Raw genomic sequence first — 16,307 nt, forward strand, 5'->3', positions numbered from 1 at the left:
TGTCGTCGTGCTCTACTCCGCCGGGTTCGAGTTCGAGTATGCCCTGGTGAGCGGGACGGGCACCTTCCATGACTTCGGGGACCTCGACTTCGCCGCCCTCCAACACGCCCTCGCCGACGGCTCCGGCACCACCGACGAAGGTCTGGTGCGCGGCGACCTCGGCATCAAGAACGGCTACTGGTACCTCGAGGGAGACGAGCGGTTCGACCCCAATGGCGTCTTCACGTCGATGCTGGTCAAGGGGGTGGAGATCCGCACCCCGATCTGCTCGAACACGACCGAGGCCGCCGACCGGCTGATCGATCTGCAGGACGATCTCTCCGCACGTCTCGATCCCCTGGGCCTGCGCCTGGGCATCGTCGGCTTCAACCCGGTCCGAGAGGCGTACGTCCTCGACCCGCCGCTCAACGAGTGGGAGCAGCGGATGCGGGCCGAGCACCGCGAGTACGACCATGCCGAGGTCTCCAACCTGAGCTACGGCCCCGACATCAACCTCTCCTTCCCCGAGCTCTCCGCGGCCGAGGTCGTCGAGGTGACCCGGCGGCTGACCTACTACAGCCCGTTCATGGTGCCGTTCAGCTTCAGCTCTCCGTTCCACGCCGGCCGGCCGTGGCACGGCCCCAGCAAGCGCACCTACGAGCGCACCTGGCGGCGGGTGGCGGCGCGCTGCTTCGTGGGCTCACCGCCGGCGGGGGCGGAACCCACGATGGTCCACCCGCCGCGGATCCCCCGCGAGGAGGGACGCATCGAGTTCAAGGCCTTCGACGCCTTCCTCTCCCGTGACCTGCTGCTCGCCGGCGCCGCCCTGACGCTCGGGGTCTGTCTCGCCGACGACCTCCCCGGCCTCGCCGACACCCCCAGCCGTGACCTGCACCAGCGTGCCGCCATGGCCGCCTTCGCCGATCCGGAGATCGCCGCCGGCGCCCGCGAGGTGCTCACCGCAGCCCACCGAGCCCTCGCCGCGGGGTCGACCATGGGCGCGGAGGCCGGCCACCTCGACCGACTGGACCAGTTGCTGCGCGCGGGACGTACGCCTGCCGATAGCCTTCTGGACGCATATTCGCGCACAGGCCTGATGTACCTCTCGGAAGGACTTCGTTGACCGATCTGCCCGCCGACCTGCCCGCTGACACGACCACTGACCCGCTCGTGACTCTGCCCGCGGAGGCCGATGTGGCGATCTGCGGAGCCGGACCCATCGGCGCCGCAACGGCCTGCTTCCTGGCCAGGCCGGGCCTGCGTGTGGTGGTGCTCGACTACGACCCCGCGGGCGATCCGGCGAACCTCGCGACCTACCGCTACTCCGGGGGCAGCATCCGCTGGACCTGGCCGGACCCGGTCAAGCGCGAGATGACGACAGAGACCGAGAAGTTCATCCGCGACGCCGCACCCCATGCGGATCTGGCGATGCTCCAGAACACCTATCACCTGCTCCACACCGGTGAGCTCATCCCGGCGCTCAACGTCTCCGCCACGCGGCTGGTCGAGCTGCTGCGAGACCAGGCGGAAGAGCGGGGAGCACAGTTCGTCGACGCTGCCGCCGTCACCGGGGTCCGTCCGGACGGCTCCGGGCACATCGTCGAGACCTCCCGTGGCACCGTCCGCGCCGGACGGGTCCTCGGAGCGATGGGTGCCGCCAACGCCACGGTGTTCCCGCAGAGCAGCGCGACGCCCGAGAAGCGCCAGCTCTTCGTGCTCGACCTCCCGGTGCCACCCGAACGCGAGCAGATGCCCCACACGATCGTGCCCGTCGGCGACGGCTTCGGTTACGTCTTCCTCAAGCTCATCGACGACCGGCTGCGGGTCCTGGTCGGCCAGGAGGACATCGTCGAGGACGACGACACCTCAGGACCTGTCGACCACTGGACGACGATCCTCGACCGTGGACTCGGCGCGACCCTCCCCTGGCTTCGCGAGGCCCGCGTCGACGACATCCTCTGGGGCGTCGACACGGCACAGAAGACCCTCGTGGTCGATGAACCCGCGCCCGGCCTGCTCATCGCCAACTGCGGCAGCGCCATCCGCTCTGCCGCCTGGCTGGGACGTACGCTCGCCGAGCGCCTGGACGCTTAGGCGCCCAGCTCGGCGCGGGTCGGCGGGTTGGCACCGGCGCGCGAGACGGTGATCGCCGCGGCGCGGACGCCGTGGGCGAGCACCTCACGCCGGTCGCGCTCGAAGTCGTCCCAGAGCGCGTCGACCAGGCCGGCGGAGAAGGTGTCGCCGGCACCGATGGTGTCCACGACCGTCACCTTCTCCGCACTGACGTCGATCCGCTCGGACGTGGTGATCCAGCTGGCGCCGTCGCCACCACGGGTCACCGCGACCGCGCCGGCGCCGAGCGCGAGCAGCCGAGCCGCCGCGTCGTCGAGCCCCAGCCCGGGGTAGAGCGTCTCCAGGTCCTCGTCGCTCGCCTTGACCACATCGGCGTACGCCGCGGCTCTCTCGATCCGCGAGACGACCTCCTGGCCCGTTCCGGTCAGCGTGGGCCGCATGTTGATGTCATAGAGGACGCGCACACCGTCCGGGAGCCCGTCGAGCAGCGCGAAGACCGTCTCGGCGCCGGGCGAGAGCACCGGAGCGAGCGACCCGATGTGGACGAACCGCGGCGTGCCCACGGCGATCTCGCCGAGCTTCCACTCCAGGTCGAAGACGTACGCCGCCGACCCGTCGGCCGCGATCGTGGCCTGCGCGGTCGAGGTCCGGGCCAGCACGTGCGGGTCGCACGCCATCCGGACCCCTGACCCGGCCAGATGCGTGGCCAGGGACTGTCCACGCGCGTCATCGGCATAGGAGGCGGCGTAGCGCACCGGCCGGCCGAGCCGACCCAGCGCGACGGCGACGTTGGCGCCGCTCCCGCCGGGATGTTCCTGGGTTGCGCCGTCTGCCGTGGTGACGACGTCGACCAGTGCCTCACCTACCACCAAGACGTCAGCAGCGGCATTGTCACGATCCAGGCTGGTCACAGCGGCAGATTAGCAACTCGGCGCACGTTCGAATTTTCCGGGGTTGACCAGCAGAAACCGCCTACTGTCCAGTAACCCACCGCGGATGGGCAACCGCTCTAGACCGCGTGCGACCATTGAGGATGTGACCGATGAATCCACCGAGACGACTGGTGGTCCGCAGGGCCCGACCCCCGCCCAGCCGACCGTAATCCACGAGGGTCTACCGACCCAGCTTCCGGACATTGATCCCGAAGAGACCAGTGAGTGGCTCGGCTCGTTCGACGCGATGCTCGAGTCGAGCGGACGCGAGCGAGCCCGCTACATGATGCTGCGTCTGCTGGAGCGTGCCCGAGAGAAGTCCGTCGGGGTCCCCGCACTGCGCAGCACCGACTACATCAACACCATCCCCTCCGACCGCGAGCCGTGGTTCCCGGGCGATGAGGACATCGAGCGACGCATCCGCGCCTTCATCCGCTGGAACGCCGCCGTCATGGTCTCCTCCGCCAACCGCAAGGGCCTCGAGGTGGGCGGCCACATCGCCACCTACCAGTCCTCCGCGAGCCTCTACGAGGTCGGCTTCAACCACTTCTTCCGCGGCAAGGACCACCCCGGCGGCGGCGACCAGGTCTTCATCCAGGGCCACGCCTCCCCCGGCATCTACGCGCGTGCGTTCCTCGAGGGCCGGCTCAACGAGGAGCAGCTCTTCCGGTTCCGCCAGGAGGTGCAGCACGGCGTCGGCCAGGGCATCTCGTCCTACCCGCACCCGCGTCTGATGCCCGACTTCTGGGAGTTCCCGACGGTCTCGATGGGCCTGACCGGGATCAACTCGATCTACCAGGCGCGGTTCAACCGCTACCTGCAGAACCGCGGCGTCAAGGACACCTCCGACCAGCGCGTGTGGGCCTTCCTCGGCGACGGTGAGATGGGTGAGCCCGAGTCGCTCGGCGCCATCCGGGTCGCCGCCCGCGAGGAGCTCGACAACCTGGTCTGGGTGATCAACTGCAACCTGCAGCAGCTCGACGGCCCGGTGACCGGCAACGGCAAGGTCATCCAGGAGCTGGAGTCCAACTTCCGCGGCGCCGGCTGGAACGTCATCAAGGTCATCTGGGGCCGCGAGTGGGACCAGCTGCTCGCGAAGGACGTCGACGGCACCCTGGTCAACAAGATGAACTCCACCCCCGACGGCCAGTTCCAGACCTACTCGGTCGAGACCGGTGCGTACGTCCGGGAGAACTTCTTCGGCTCCGACCCGCGCCTGCGCAAGATGGTCGAGCAGATGAGCGACGAGCAGATCCGCAAGCTCCCCCGCGGCGGTCACGACTACCGCAAGGTCTACGCGGCCTTCGACGCGGCGACCAAGACCGTCGGGCAGCCGACCGTCATCCTCGCCCACACCATCAAGGGCTGGACGATCGACGCTCTGGAGGGCAAGAACGCCACCCACCAGATGAAGAAGCTGACGATGGCGGACCTGAAGAAGTTCCGCGACCGGCTGCTGCTGCCGATCTCCGACAAGGAGCTCGAGGCGACCTATGAGCAGACCGGTGCGGCGCCGTTCTTCAACCCGGGTCCGGAGTCGGCCGAGATCGAGTACATGATGGAGCGCCGCAAGCAGCTCGGCGGCCCGCTCCCCCAGCGCCGGGTCGAGTTCAAGCCGCTCACCCTGCCGGGTGAGAAGATCTACACCGAGCTCAAGCAGGGCTCCGGCAAGAACAAGGTCGCCTCGACGCAGGCGACCGTCCGGCTCCTCAAGGACTGGATGCGTGACCCGGAGATCGGCAAGCGCATCGTCCCGATCGCACCCGACGAGTACCGCACCTTCGGCATGGACGCGATGTTCCCGAGCGCGAAGGTCTACAACCCGGGCGGCCAGCAGTACGAGAGCGTCGACCGGAAGTTGTTGCTCTCCTACAAGGAGTCCGCGCAGGGCCAGATGCTGCACGAGGGCATCTCGGAGGCAGGGGCGATGGCCTCCGCGACCGCTGCCGGCACCGCGTACGCGACCCACGGCGAGCCGATGATCCCGTTCTACATCTTCTACTCGATGTTCGGGTTCCAGCGCACCGGTGACTCGATCTGGGCGATGGCCGACATGATGGGCCGCGGCTTCCTGATCGGCGCCACCGCAGGTCGCACCACGCTGACCGGTGAGGGTCTCCAGCACGCCGACGGTCACTCCCCGCTGCTGGCGGCGACCAACCCGGCGGTCGTGCACTACGACCCCGCGTTCGCCTACGAGGTCTCGCACATCATGCAGAACGGCCTCGAGCGGATGTACGGCACGTCCGAGGAGCACCCGCACGGGGAGGACGTCATCTTCTACCTGACGGTCTACAACGAGCCGGTCAGCCAGCCCAAGGAGCCCGAGGACGTCGACGTCGAGGGCATCCTGAAGGGCATCCACAAGGTCTCGACCGCCGAGGGCGAGGGACCGAAGGTCCGCCTGATGGCCTCCGGCGTCGGCTTCCCGTGGATCGAGGAGGCTGCCCGCCTCCTCGAGGAGGAGTGGGGCGTCAAGGCCGACACCTGGTCGGTCACCTCGTGGAACGAGCTGGCTCGCGACGCCATCGACGCCGAGCAGTGGAGCCTCAACCATCCGGGCGAGACCCCGCGCACGCCGTACGTCACCGAGAAGCTCTCGGCGTCCAACGGTCCCGTCGTCGCGGTCTCCGACTACATGCGGGCCGTCCCGCTGCAGATCGCCCGCTGGGTGCCTGACGACTACCGCGTCCTCGGCGCCGACGGGTTCGGCTTCGCCGACACCCGCCCGGCCGCGCGTCGCTTCTTCCAGATCGACGCCCAGTCCGTCGTCGTCCAGGCCCTCCAGGCCCTGGCCGAGGCCGGCGAGATCGACGGCGCTCTGGTGAAGAAGGCCTTCGACGCCTACCGGATCGACGACCCGACTGCCGCGAAGGGCATCATGCAGGAGGGCGGGGACGCCTGAGCCGGCGACCCTGCAAGCCGCCGAGTCGGCGCAGATGTCCCAGATCCTTGAGACATCTGCGCCGACTCGGCGCTTCTACCTGGGGCAAACACCCGCCCCCGGCAAGTTTCTGGACGTAAGCCGCGCAAGAATGGACGATGTGACCGCAGTTATCCCTCCCACCCGCCAGCGCACCGCGCAGGCGCTGCGGCGCGCGACCGGCCGGTTGGCGACCGCCGCCACGTCACGTATGGACGACGCGATGCCATGGTTCAAGGACCTCTCGGCCAAGAACCGCTCTCTGGTCGGCCTGATCGTCCAGGCGGGTATCAAGGAGTTCGTCGGCTGGTACGCCGGCGGCGCCTCCGCAGACACCGCCAAGCCCGACCTGGCCGCGTCGATGTTCGGCGTCGCGCCGCGGGCGCTGACCGGGATCATCACCCTCCAGCAGACCGTCGACCTGGTCCGGCTCTCGATCGAGGTCGTCGAGGCCAACATCGACCATCTCCTCGGCCCCGAGGACGCCGCCGACGTGCACGAGGCGATCGGCCGCTACGCCCGTGAGGTCGCCTTCGCCACCGCCGAGGTCTACGCCCGCGCCGCCGAGCAGCGCGGCGCCTGGGACGCCCGGCTCGAGGCGCTCGTGGTCGACGCCGTCCTGCGCGCCGAGACCGACGAGGTCGTCCTCTCCCGCGCCAGCGCGCTCGGCTGGGACGCCGACCTGCCGCTGTGCGTGGTGCTGGGCCACGCCCCCGAGGGGATCGGCCTCGACGCCGCCATGGAGGAGGTACGCCGCCGCGCCCGCACCCACGGCCTACACACCCTGTGCGCCGTCCAGGGAGACCGGCTCGTGGCCCTGCTCGGCGGCATCGACGATCCGTTGAAGGCGGCCGGCCGCATCGACGATCTCTTCGCAGACGGCCCCGTCGTGGTCGGACCGGTGGCCGCCGGACTGGCGACCGCCGCCAACTCTGCTCGGGCTGCGCTCTCGGCCTATCGGGCAGCGCCCGGATGGCCCGATGCGCCTCGGCCGGCCCTCAGCCAGTCCTTCCTGCCCGAACGTGCGCTGGCCGGCGACGCGTGGGCCCATCGCTACCTGATCGAGCATCTCTACCAGCCGCTGGTGGAGGCTCGCAGCACCCTGATCGAGACCCTGGCTGCGTACTTCGCCGCCGGCGGTGGCCTGGAGGCGACCGGGCGCACATTGTTCGTGCATCCGAACACCGTGCGCTACCGGCTCAAGCAGGTCGCCGAGCTCACCGGGTTCTCCCCGACCGACTCCCGCGACGCGCTCACCCTGCAGGTCGCCCTGATCCTCGGCCGGCAGCAGGACCACTGAGGCTCACATTCTCCGGCTTTGTAGCACTCCTACAAGATTGCGCGACAGATATTCGTCGTCGCTGAAGGTGCTCCGACCCCCCTCCAGACGGGAGTATCGTCTCGTGCTCGTCATTGTCGCCCCAGGACAAGGTGCTCAGACACCAGGATTCCTCACCCCGTGGTTGGAGGACCCCGCTTTCGCCGCTCGTATGGAGTGGCTCTCAACCGTCGCAGGCATCGACCTGATCCACTACGGCACGAATGCCGACGCAGAGACCATCCGCGCCACCGAGATCGCCCAGCCGTTGCTGGTCGCCACCGGTCTGGTCGCGGCCCTCCAGCTCTTCCCGCACCCCGCGGACGCCTTCGCGAAGATCGGCGCAGTCGCCGGCCACAGCGTCGGTGAGATCACCGCCGCCGCGGGTGCCCGCGCGATCAGCGCCGAGCAGGCGATGGTGCTCGTGCGCGAGCGCGGCAAAGCCATGGCCGAGGCCGCCGCGAAGACGCCGACCGGCATGACCGCGGTCCTCGGCGGCTCCCGCGACGAGGTGCTCGCCTCGATCGAGAAGCACGGCCTCACCCCCGCCAACGACAACGGCCCCGGCCAGATCGTCGCCGCGGGCACGCTCGAGCAGCTCGAGGCGTTCGCGGCCGAGCCGCCCGCCAAGGCAAGGCTGATGCCGCTCAGCGTCGCCGGCGCCTTCCACACCGAGCACATGGAGCCCGCCGTCGGCCACCTGGCCCGGCTGGCCCAGAGCGTCACGACCCACGACCCGCGTACGCGCCTGATCAGCAACAAGGACGGCCAGATCGTCCACGACGGCGCCAAGGCCCTGGGCCGGATCGTCGGCCAGATCGCCAACCCCGTCCGCTGGGACCTCTGCCTCGACACCATGTCCGACATCGGTGTCACCGGCATCTTGGAGATGCCGCCGGCCGGCACCCTGACCGGGATCGCGAAGCGTGCTCTCAAGGGGGTCGAGACCTTCGCGCTCAAGACTCCCGACCAGCTCGAGGACGCCCGCGCGTTCGTCGAGAAGCACGGCGAGACCAACCTGATCGAGACCACGCCCACGTGGCGGCTGGTCGTCTCCCCGACCAAGGGCACGTTCAAGCTCTCCGAGGCCGTCTCCGGGGTCGACGTGATCCCCGCCGGCACCGACATCGGCGCCATCGCCAGCCTCCGCGACACCATCGTGATCACGTCCGCCCACGGCGGCGAGATCATCGAATGGCTGGTCGAGGACGGCGACCTCGTCTCCCCCGGTCAGCCGCTGCTGCGTCTGCACCCGACGGGGGCGCAGCACTCGTGATCTCAGCCCCTTCAGGTTCCCCGCACGCCCGCATCCTCGGCGTCGGTGGCTACCGCCCCAACCGGGTGGTCCCCAACAGCGAGATCGTCGACCTGATCGACTCCTCCGACGAGTGGATCCGCACCCGCTCCGGCATCACCGAGCGTCGCTGGGCGAACGAGGACGAGACCGTCCAGATGATGTCTGTCGCCGCCTCACGCAAGGCGCTCGAGCACGCCGGGATCGGCATCGACCAGATCGACTGCGTCCTGGTGGCGACGGTGAGCCACCTGCGTCAGACGCCTGCCGTCGCCGCGCTGGTCGCCGACGAGCTCGGCGCCGACCACCCGGCCGCCTTCGACGTATCGGCAGCCTGCGCAGGCTTCTGTCACGGCATCGCGATGGCCAGCGACCTCGTCCGAGGTGGCAGCGCCAAGCACGTGCTCGTGATCGGGGTCGAGCGACTCTCCGACATCACCAACCCGCACGACCGCGGCACCGCCTTCATCTTCGCCGACGGCGCCGGAGCGGCTGTGGTCGGGCCCAGCGACGAGCCGGGCATCGGTCCGGTGGTGTGGGGATCGTCCGGCGACAAGGCCGACATGATCCAGACCCCGGACTGGTTCGTGGCGAACGAGGCCAAGGAGATCCCCTGGCTGACGATGGACGGCAACCCGGTCTTCCGCTGGGCCGCCTTCGCGATGGCCAAGGTCGGGCAGGAGGCGCTCGAGAAGGCCGGCATCACCGCCGACGAGCTCGACTGCTTCGTGCCTCACCAGGCCAACATGCGCATCGTCGACGCCCTCGCCCGCTCCATGAAGCTGCCGGCGACGGTCGAGATCGCCCGCGACATCGCCACCATGGGCAACACCTCGGCCGCCTCGGTCCCGCTCGCCCTGGAGCGGATGATCGAGCAGGGCCAAGCAAAATCCGGTGACACCGCTCTGCTCATCGCCTTCGGCGCAGGGCTGGTCTACGCCGCCCAGGTCGTCGTCGTCCCTTAGCCTGCATTCAGTCCCACAGTTTCAGCACCCAAAAATCCGAGAGGAACCACCACACATGGCCACCACCGAAGAGATCCGCTCCGACCTCGCCGAGATCGTCAACGAGGTCGCCGGCATCGATGTCGCCGACGTTCAGCTCGACAAGTCCTTCGTCGATGACCTCGACGTCGACTCGCTGTCCATGGTCGAGGTCGTCGTCGCTGCCGAGGAGAAGTTCGGCGTTTCCATCCCCGACGAGGAGGTCAAGAACCTCAAGACCGTCGGCGACGCGGTGAGCTTCATCGAGAAGGCTTCCGCGAACGCCTGACGCGCCCCGGCGGCTCGGCCAACCCTCCCAGGCCGAGTCGCCGGACCTTCCTCACCTGAACACGACGCGCCAACCACCCACGGAGACCACATGAGCAGCCGCACCCGAGTAGTCATCACCGGATTGGGCACCACCAACCCGGTCGGCGGAGACGTAGCCACCACCTGGGATGCCTTGATCGCCGGCCGCTCCGGCATCCGCGAGCTCACCGAGGAGTGGGCCAACGACCTGCCCGTACGCATCGCCGGCCGCATCGCCGTCGAGCCGTCCGAGGTCCTGGAGAGGGTCAAGGCCAGGCGCCTGGACCGCTCCGCACAGTTCGCCGTGGTCGCTGCGGCCGAAGCCTGGAAGGACGCCGGCTTCGAGGGCACAGCCACCGAGGCAGGCCTCGACGGTGAGCGCCTCGGCGTCGCCGTCGCCACCGGTATCGGCGGCGTGACCACCCTGCTCGACAACTACGACATCCTGCTGGCCAAGGGACCGCGCCGGGTCAGCCCGCTGTCCGTCCCGATGCTGATGGCCAACGCCTCATCAGCCAACATCTCTTTGACCTACGGCGCCCGCGCCGCGGCTCAGACCCCGATCTCCGCCTGTGCCTCCGGGTCCGAGGCAGTCGCGCTGGCCGCCGACCAGATCCGTCTGGGACGCGCCGACGTCGTGCTGGCCGGAGGCACCGAGGCAGCGATCCACCCGCTGCCGATCGCGGCCTTCGCCAACATGATGGCCCTGTCCAAGACCGCGTCCGGCCCCGACGGTGGCGACCCGACCACGGTCAGCCGCCCTTGGGACACCGGTCGTGACGGCTTCGTCCTCGGTGAGGGCGCGGGCATCGTCGTGCTCGAGAGGCTCGAGCACGCTCAGGCGCGCGGCGCCCGGATCTACGCCGAGGTCCTCGGCGCCGGCGTGACAGCCGACGCCCACGACATCGCTCAGCCCGACCCCGAGGGCCGCGGCGGCAGCCGTGCCATCAAGGGCGCGCTCGAGGACGGCGACGTCGACCCGAGCACGATCGTCCACGTGAACGCCCACGCGACCTCGACGCCGCAGGGCGACATCGCGGAGGGTCTTATGCTCCACGCCACCCTCGGCAACCACGTCGAGAACGTCGTGGTCACCTCGACCAAGTCCATGACCGGTCACCTGCTCGGTGGAGCCGGTGCTCTCGAGACCGTCGCGACCGTCCTGGCGATCCACCACCGCCAGTCGCCGCGGACCATCAACCTGGACAACCTCGACCCCGCGGTCGAGCTCGACATCGCGACCAAGACCCGCGACCTACCGGCCGGCGACATCGCCGCCCTCAACAACTCCTTCGGCTTCGGCGGCGCGAACGTCGCGGTGATCTACGGGAGCCTGTAGGGCATGTCCTGCCGGCCGGGCACCGGCTGCGCGATGCCCATCGCGCGATTTGGCGGCGCTGCCGCCTCTCGGAAGAACCTCACTCTGCCGTCGAGGCGGCGCCCAGCCAGCCCACAGGCTGGACGGCGCCCGCTCGGCGCCGATCGACAGGACATCGCCTGATGACCATCACCACCTCCGCGCCTGCGCCCGCGAAAAAGCAGAAGCTTCCGCGTGACCAGGACCCGCGCAACCCGGTGACCCGCCTCGAGGCGCTCTTCGACGAGGGCACCCTCGAGCTCATCTCCCCCGACGACGACCCTTCGACAAGCTCAGGACAGCGCTCCGGCATGCTGGCTGCCGTCGGCGAGGTGGACGGCACCCGGGCAGTCGCCTTCTGCTCGGACGCCACCGTCATGGGCGGCGCGATGGGCGACCTCGGCTGCCGTGTGGTCGTCGACGCCTATCACCGCGCGATCACCGACGGCGTGCCGATCATCGGACTGTGGCACTCCGGCGGCGCCCGGCTCGCCGAGGGCGTACTGTCTCTGCACGCGGTCGGCCGCATCTTCCATGTGATGACCCAGGCCAGCGGCAAGATCCCACAGATCTCGGTCGTCCTCGGCCCGGCTGCCGGCGGTGCTGCCTACGGGCCCGCCCTCACCGACGTGGTCATCCTCGGCCCCGAGGGCCGCATCTTCGTGACCGGTCCCGACGTCGTACGCTCAGTCACCGGCGAGGACGTCGACATGCTGCGCCTCGGTGGCCCTGAGCCCCACGGCCGGCGCTCCGGCGTCGTGCACATCCTCACCGAGTCCGAGCGCGAGGCCCTCGACAAGGCCCGCACGGTCGCCTCCCTCCTCGGCTCTCAGGGTGGCCTCGACGTCGGCGCCGTAGAGGACAAGGACCTCGCCGAGCAGCTGCCCGAGTCGAAGAAGCGCGCCTACGACGTGCACCCGCTGGTGGAGAACATCCTCGACGAGGGCACCGCCCAGGAGCTGCACGCACGCTGGGCGCCCAACATCGTCACCACCCTGGGCCGCTTCGGTGGCCGCACCGTCGGCGTCGTGGCCAACAACCCGCTGCGGCTCGGCGGATGTCTCGACTCCCTCTCCGCGGAGAAGGCCTCGAGGTTCGTACGCCTCTGCGACGCTCTCGGCGTCCCGCTGATCGTCCTCGTCGACGTCCCCGGATACCTGCCGGGCGTGGGCCAGGAGTGGGACGGGGTCGTCCGCCGCGGCGCCAAGCTTCTGCACGCCTTCGGCGAGTGCGTGGTCCCCCGGGTCACCCTGGTGACCCGCAAGACCTACGGCGGCGCCTACATCGCCATGAACGCGCGCTCCCTCGGCGCGACCAAGGTCTTCGCCTGGCCGGGCGCTGAGGTCGCGGTCATGGGCCCTGTCGCCGCGATCCGCATCCTGCACCGCCGCAAGCTCGCCGAGGTCGCGCCCGACCTCCGTCCTCAGGTCGAGGCGGAGCTCGCCGCCGAGCACGAGCGTCTCGCCGGCGGCGTCGACAAGGCGGTCGAGATCGGTGTCGTGGACGAGGTCATCGAGCCTGCGGCGACTCGCAGCGCGATCGCCGCCGCCTTCGAAGAGGCCATCCAGACCGACGGCGTACGCCGCGGCGCCCACGGCAACATCCCGCTCTGATCCAAATCACGCCGAGTCGGCGCGTCATGACGCGCCGACTCGGCGTTGTGGTCGACCGTGCTCTGCGGCCGACGAGTCACTCAGACGACTTGGTGCAGCCAGCGTACGGGCGCGCCCTCCCCGGCGTGACGAAACGTCTCCAGCTCGTCGTCCCACGGCTTGCCGAGGAGCTTGTCCACCTCGAGCTCGAGCGTGGTGTCACCTAGCGAGGCCTTCACGACCGCAGCCTTGAGCCGGTCCTCCGGGATCATGATGTCGCCGTGCATCCCGGTCGTGGCGTGGAAGACGCCCAGATCGGGGGTGAAGGAGTAGCGGGCGCCCTCAGAGGTCGACGTGCCGTCCTCGGTGACTTCGAAGCGCAGGTGCGTCCAGCCCTTCAGCGCCGAGGCGATGGCCGCTGCGGAACCGACCGCACCGGACCAGAACAGCTCGGCTCGGTAGGTGCCTGCCTGGGCCGGCTGCGGCGTCCAGTCAAAGGTCACCGGCACGCCAAGAACCCCCGCGACGGCCCATTCGATATGGGGGCAGAGCGCGGAGGGAGCCGAATGCACGAACACAACGCCTCGGGCGGTACCACGCGAGGCGTTCGGGTCCTTGATCTGAGTGGTCACCGAATATCTCCTTCGTTGCGGCGCGAGCTACGCCTTCCCCAGCGGGCTCGATCATGCGTGAAGGAAAATGCTTCGGTGGTTCACACGGATGTAGTTGGCTATGTAGTTGTAGTAGGACCCATTCTTACCTACGCGGCCAAGGATCTCCAGTACCGAAGCAAAACCGTCAGTGGCGGTCGGCACAGGTGCCGACCGCCACTGACTGCATGCTCTGAAGGGTTCTCAGTCCCGCTGGACCGTCTTCTCGAGCGCCTCGGCCCGTACCGCGGCGTCGGTGATCTCGTCGGAGTCGATCGCGTAGGTGCGGTGGAACCAGGTCAGCGCGTCCTTGTCGCGGCCGGCCTCCTGGAGCGTGTCGGCGTACGCGTAGCGCAGTCGCACCACCCAGGACTCGCGGCTCTTGTTGTTCAGCGGCGCCTGCTCGAGGATCCGCAGAGCCGCGTCGTGCTGGCCCATGTCGCGACGAGCACCGGCCTCGACGATCGTCATCTCGGCCTTGGCCGGCGCCTCGAAGTTTGCAACAGACGGGCTGTGAGCGAGCTTGATCGCCTGCTCGGGCTGACCGAGAGCGCGGTGGCAGTCCGCCATGATCGGCAGGTAGGCCCCCGCGCCGTTCATCCGCTTCGCTGCACGCAGCTCCGCGAGCGCCTCGGAGTAGTGGCCCGCTGCGTACGCAGCCTCGCCGAGCGCCTCGCGGATCACGGCGATCCGCTGTGTGCGCGACTTGGCGGCCTTCGCGTGCTGGTAGGCCAGCTCCGGGTCAGAGTCGATGAACATGTCGGCTGCGACCAGGTGACGGGCGATACGCGCCGCCAGCTTCTCCGGCAAGCCACGCAGCTGAGCCGAGATCGCTCGGTCCAGCTCCTTGCCGCTCACCTCTTCCGGCAGCTCCGGGCCGTCGTAGACCCGCTGATCGTCCGTACGCTCCTCGCGCGGCTCGTCGAAACGACGCCGCGCGCCAGCAGGGGGCTTACCGCCCGGCTTGCCGCCGCGGTCCTTGGAGTAGCCACCCTTGCGGTCGCTGCTGGCACCGCCGCGCTTCGGACCGTCCGAACGGCCTCCTGCGCGCGGGGCGCCGCTGCGGCCGCCCGTCGGCTTGCCGTCGCGACGCTCGTCGCCTCCACGGCCACCGTCCCGGCGCTGCTCGCCTCCGCGGCCAGCGCCTCCGGCGCCACCAGTGCCGCCATCGCGGCGATCGCTGCTACGTCCGGCTCCGGGCCGGCCGCCACCTGCTCGGCCGCCACGGCCGTTCGATGAACCTGAGCTCTTCGGACCCCCCGGGCGTCCGGCGGGCTTTCCGCCTCTGTTGCTACGGCGCTCTTCAGCCATAGCCGCCATCCTCACTGCCGCGTCACCGCGGCCGACTTCGAACGATCATCGCGATCGCTCTGTTGACATACTAAGTGCCAGTAAATGCAGTAGAGGCCGCCCAAAAGGGCGGCCTCTACCTGAAATTTTGTCCGGCGGCGTCCTACTCTCCCACAGCCTCTCGGTTGCAGTACCATCGGCGCTGAAGGGCTTGACTTCCGGGTTCGGGATGGGACCGGGTATTTCCCCTTCGCTATGGCCGCCGTAACTCTATCGACTCACCCCTGCGTTGATCTGTCGGCGCTTTCGCTGCCAGGCAGAGATGCTTGGGGTGGCCAAGCCATTGTTTAGTTCTAGCTTGTTGCTAGTTGGTTCGTGGACGCGAACAGTCTCATCAAAGAAGTTGTCTTCGATGGTTGTTGTTTTTGTTGAGGGTTTATGAAAGATAAGCCCTCGGCCTATTAGTACCGGTCGGCTGGGCATCACTGCTGTACACCTCCGGCCTATCAACCCCATGGTCTGTAGGGGGCCTTAACCCATATAGGGTGGGAAACCTCATCTTGAAACGTGCTTCCCGCTTAGATGCGTTCAGCGGTTATCACTTCCGAACGTAGCCAACCAGCCATGCACCTGGCGGTACAACTGGCACACCAGAGGTTCGTCCATCCCGGTCCTCTCGTACTAGGGACAGCATTTCTCAAGTTTCCTACGCGCGCGGCGGATAGGGACCGAACTGTCTCACGACGTTCTAAACCCAGCTCGCGTGCCGCTTTAATGGGCGAACAGCCCAACCCTTGGGACCTACTCCAGCCCCAGGATGCGACGAGCCGACATCGAGGTGCCAAACCATCCCGTCGATATGGACTCTTGGGGAAGATCAGCCTGTTATCCCCGGGGTACCTTTTATCCGTTGAGTGACCACGCTTCCACATGCCGTGGCCAGATCACTAGTTCCGACTTTCGTCCCTGCTCGACATGTCTGTCTCACAGTCAAGCTCCCTTGTGCACTTACACTCGCCACCTGATTGCCAACCAGGCTGAGGGAACCTTTGAGCGCCTCCGTTACACTTTAGGAGGCAACCGCCCCAGTTAAACTACCCATCAGGCACTGTCCCTGAACCAGATCATGGTCCGAAGTTAGACATCTAGTACGACCAGAGTGGTATTTCAACGTTGACTCCACACACACTGGCGTGTGCGCTTCACAGTCTCCCACCTATCCTACACAAGCCGAACCAAACACCAATACCAAACTATAGTAAAGGTCCCGGGGTCTTTCCGTCCTGCCGCGCGTAACGAGCATCTTTACTCGTAGTGCAATTTCGCCGAGTCCACGGTTGAGACAGCGCCCAAGTCGTTACTCCATTCGTGCAGGTCGGAACTTACCCGACAAGGAATTTCGCTACCTTAGGATGGTTATAGTTACCACCGCCGTTTACTGGGGCTTAAATTCTGAGCTTCGCCGTGAGGCTAACCCGTCCTCTTAACCTTCCAGCACCGGGCAGGAGTCAGTCCGTATACATCGTCTTACAACTTCGCACGGACCTGTGTTTTTAGTAAACAGTCGCTTGGGCCTGGTCTCTGCGGCCTTTCACGCTTCCCCCAGC

The 16,307-nt window shown here is 68.1% G+C and carries 12 protein-coding genes and 2 rRNA genes (1 of these 14 cut by a window edge); 9 read left to right on the top strand and 5 right to left on the bottom strand.

Annotated elements, in window-relative coordinates; translation table 11 throughout:
* Positions 1–7 precede the first annotated feature (7 nt).
* The gene (locus tag BJ988_RS15950; RefSeq protein WP_179658861.1) at positions 8–1,102 is read left to right on the top strand and encodes a glutamate-cysteine ligase family protein; all 1,095 of its coding nucleotides are present in this window, start codon (positions 8–10) and stop codon (positions 1,100–1,102) included.
* Positions 1,099–2,073 carry an NAD(P)/FAD-dependent oxidoreductase gene (locus BJ988_RS15955; RefSeq protein WP_179658862.1) on the top strand — a complete coding sequence of 325 codons (975 nt, stop codon included), beginning with the start codon at positions 1,099–1,101 and terminating at the stop codon, positions 2,071–2,073. The genes BJ988_RS15950 and BJ988_RS15955 overlap by 4 nt, the downstream gene beginning before the upstream one ends.
* Here the strand turns inward: BJ988_RS15955 and BJ988_RS15960 are convergent.
* Entirely contained in the window at positions 2,070–2,963 is an 894-nt protein-coding gene (locus BJ988_RS15960) for a carbohydrate kinase family protein (protein ID WP_343051638.1), read from the bottom strand. The genes BJ988_RS15955 and BJ988_RS15960 overlap by 4 nt on opposite strands.
* A gap of 85 nt (positions 2,964–3,048) precedes the next feature.
* Between BJ988_RS15960 and aceE the strand changes: the two genes are divergently transcribed.
* The 7 genes from aceE to BJ988_RS15995 all read left to right on the top strand — a co-directional run bounded on the left by aceE (position 3,049) and on the right by BJ988_RS15995 (position 12,781).
* On the top strand, positions 3,049–5,889 hold the full coding sequence (gene aceE / locus BJ988_RS15965; RefSeq protein ID WP_179658863.1) for a pyruvate dehydrogenase (acetyl-transferring), homodimeric type: 2,841 nt from the start codon (positions 3,049–3,051) through the stop codon (positions 5,887–5,889).
* Positions 5,890–6,019: 130 nt separating this feature from the next.
* On the top strand, positions 6,020–7,207 hold the full coding sequence (locus BJ988_RS15970) for a PucR family transcriptional regulator (protein WP_179658864.1): 1,188 nt from the start codon (positions 6,020–6,022) through the stop codon (positions 7,205–7,207).
* 103 nt (positions 7,208–7,310) lie between these two features.
* On the top strand, positions 7,311–8,501 hold the full coding sequence (locus BJ988_RS15975; RefSeq protein WP_179658865.1) for an acyltransferase domain-containing protein: 1,191 nt from the start codon (positions 7,311–7,313) through the stop codon (positions 8,499–8,501).
* Entirely contained in the window at positions 8,498–9,484 is a 987-nt protein-coding gene (locus BJ988_RS15980; RefSeq protein ID WP_179658866.1) for a beta-ketoacyl-ACP synthase 3, read from the top strand. The genes BJ988_RS15975 and BJ988_RS15980 overlap by 4 nt, the downstream gene beginning before the upstream one ends.
* A 55-nt stretch (positions 9,485–9,539) precedes the next feature.
* A complete protein-coding gene (locus BJ988_RS15985) occupies positions 9,540–9,791 on the top strand; it encodes an acyl carrier protein (protein WP_008364250.1) in 252 nt (83 codons plus the stop codon).
* A gap of 90 nt (positions 9,792–9,881) precedes the next feature.
* The gene (locus BJ988_RS15990; protein WP_179658867.1) at positions 9,882–11,150 is read left to right on the top strand and encodes a beta-ketoacyl-[acyl-carrier-protein] synthase family protein; all 1,269 of its coding nucleotides are present in this window, start codon (positions 9,882–9,884) and stop codon (positions 11,148–11,150) included.
* A 161-nt stretch (positions 11,151–11,311) separates the two neighbouring features.
* Positions 11,312–12,781 carry an acyl-CoA carboxylase subunit beta gene (locus BJ988_RS15995; RefSeq protein WP_179658868.1) on the top strand — a complete coding sequence of 490 codons (1,470 nt, stop codon included), beginning with the start codon at positions 11,312–11,314 and terminating at the stop codon, positions 12,779–12,781.
* A gap of 80 nt (positions 12,782–12,861) precedes the next feature.
* Here the strand turns inward: BJ988_RS15995 and BJ988_RS16000 are convergent, their stop codons facing one another.
* From BJ988_RS16000 to BJ988_RS16015, 4 genes are all read right to left on the bottom strand, one after another.
* A complete protein-coding gene (locus tag BJ988_RS16000) occupies positions 12,862–13,392 on the bottom strand; it encodes a DUF3145 family protein (RefSeq protein ID WP_179658869.1) in 531 nt (176 codons plus the stop codon).
* A gap of 222 nt (positions 13,393–13,614) precedes the next feature.
* Positions 13,615–14,721 (bottom strand): tetratricopeptide repeat protein, encoded by a 1,107-nt coding sequence (locus BJ988_RS16005; protein WP_179658870.1) that lies wholly within the window; start codon positions 14,719–14,721, stop codon positions 13,615–13,617.
* A 129-nt stretch (positions 14,722–14,850) separates the two neighbouring features.
* Positions 14,851–14,967: ribosomal RNA gene (gene rrf, locus BJ988_RS16010) — 5S ribosomal RNA — on the bottom strand.
* A gap of 174 nt (positions 14,968–15,141) precedes the next feature.
* Positions 15,142–16,307: ribosomal RNA gene (locus BJ988_RS16015) — 23S ribosomal RNA — on the bottom strand; it runs 1,924 nt beyond the window's last position.

It is taken from the genome of Nocardioides panzhihuensis (genome assembly GCF_013408335.1).
Classification (GTDB): domain Bacteria; phylum Actinomycetota; class Actinomycetes; order Propionibacteriales; family Nocardioidaceae; genus Nocardioides; species Nocardioides panzhihuensis.

Excerpts from the sequence above, each read along its gene's own strand:
- aceE (WP_179658863.1), top strand. The coding sequence starts at position 3,049 with ATGGGCAACCGCTCTAGACCGCGTGCGACCATTGAGGATGTGACCGAT.
- BJ988_RS15970 (WP_179658864.1), top strand. The coding sequence starts at position 6,020 with ATGGACGATGTGACCGCAGTTATCCCTCCCACCCGCCAGCGCACCGCG.
- BJ988_RS15985 (WP_008364250.1), top strand. The coding sequence starts at position 9,540 with ATGGCCACCACCGAAGAGATCCGCTCCGACCTCGCCGAGATCGTCAAC.
- BJ988_RS15990 (WP_179658867.1), top strand. The coding sequence starts at position 9,882 with ATGAGCAGCCGCACCCGAGTAGTCATCACCGGATTGGGCACCACCAAC.
- BJ988_RS15995 (WP_179658868.1), top strand. The coding sequence starts at position 11,312 with ATGACCATCACCACCTCCGCGCCTGCGCCCGCGAAAAAGCAGAAGCTT.
- BJ988_RS16005 (WP_179658870.1), bottom strand. The coding sequence starts at position 14,721 with ATGGCTGAAGAGCGCCGTAGCAACAGAGGCGGAAAGCCCGCCGGACGC.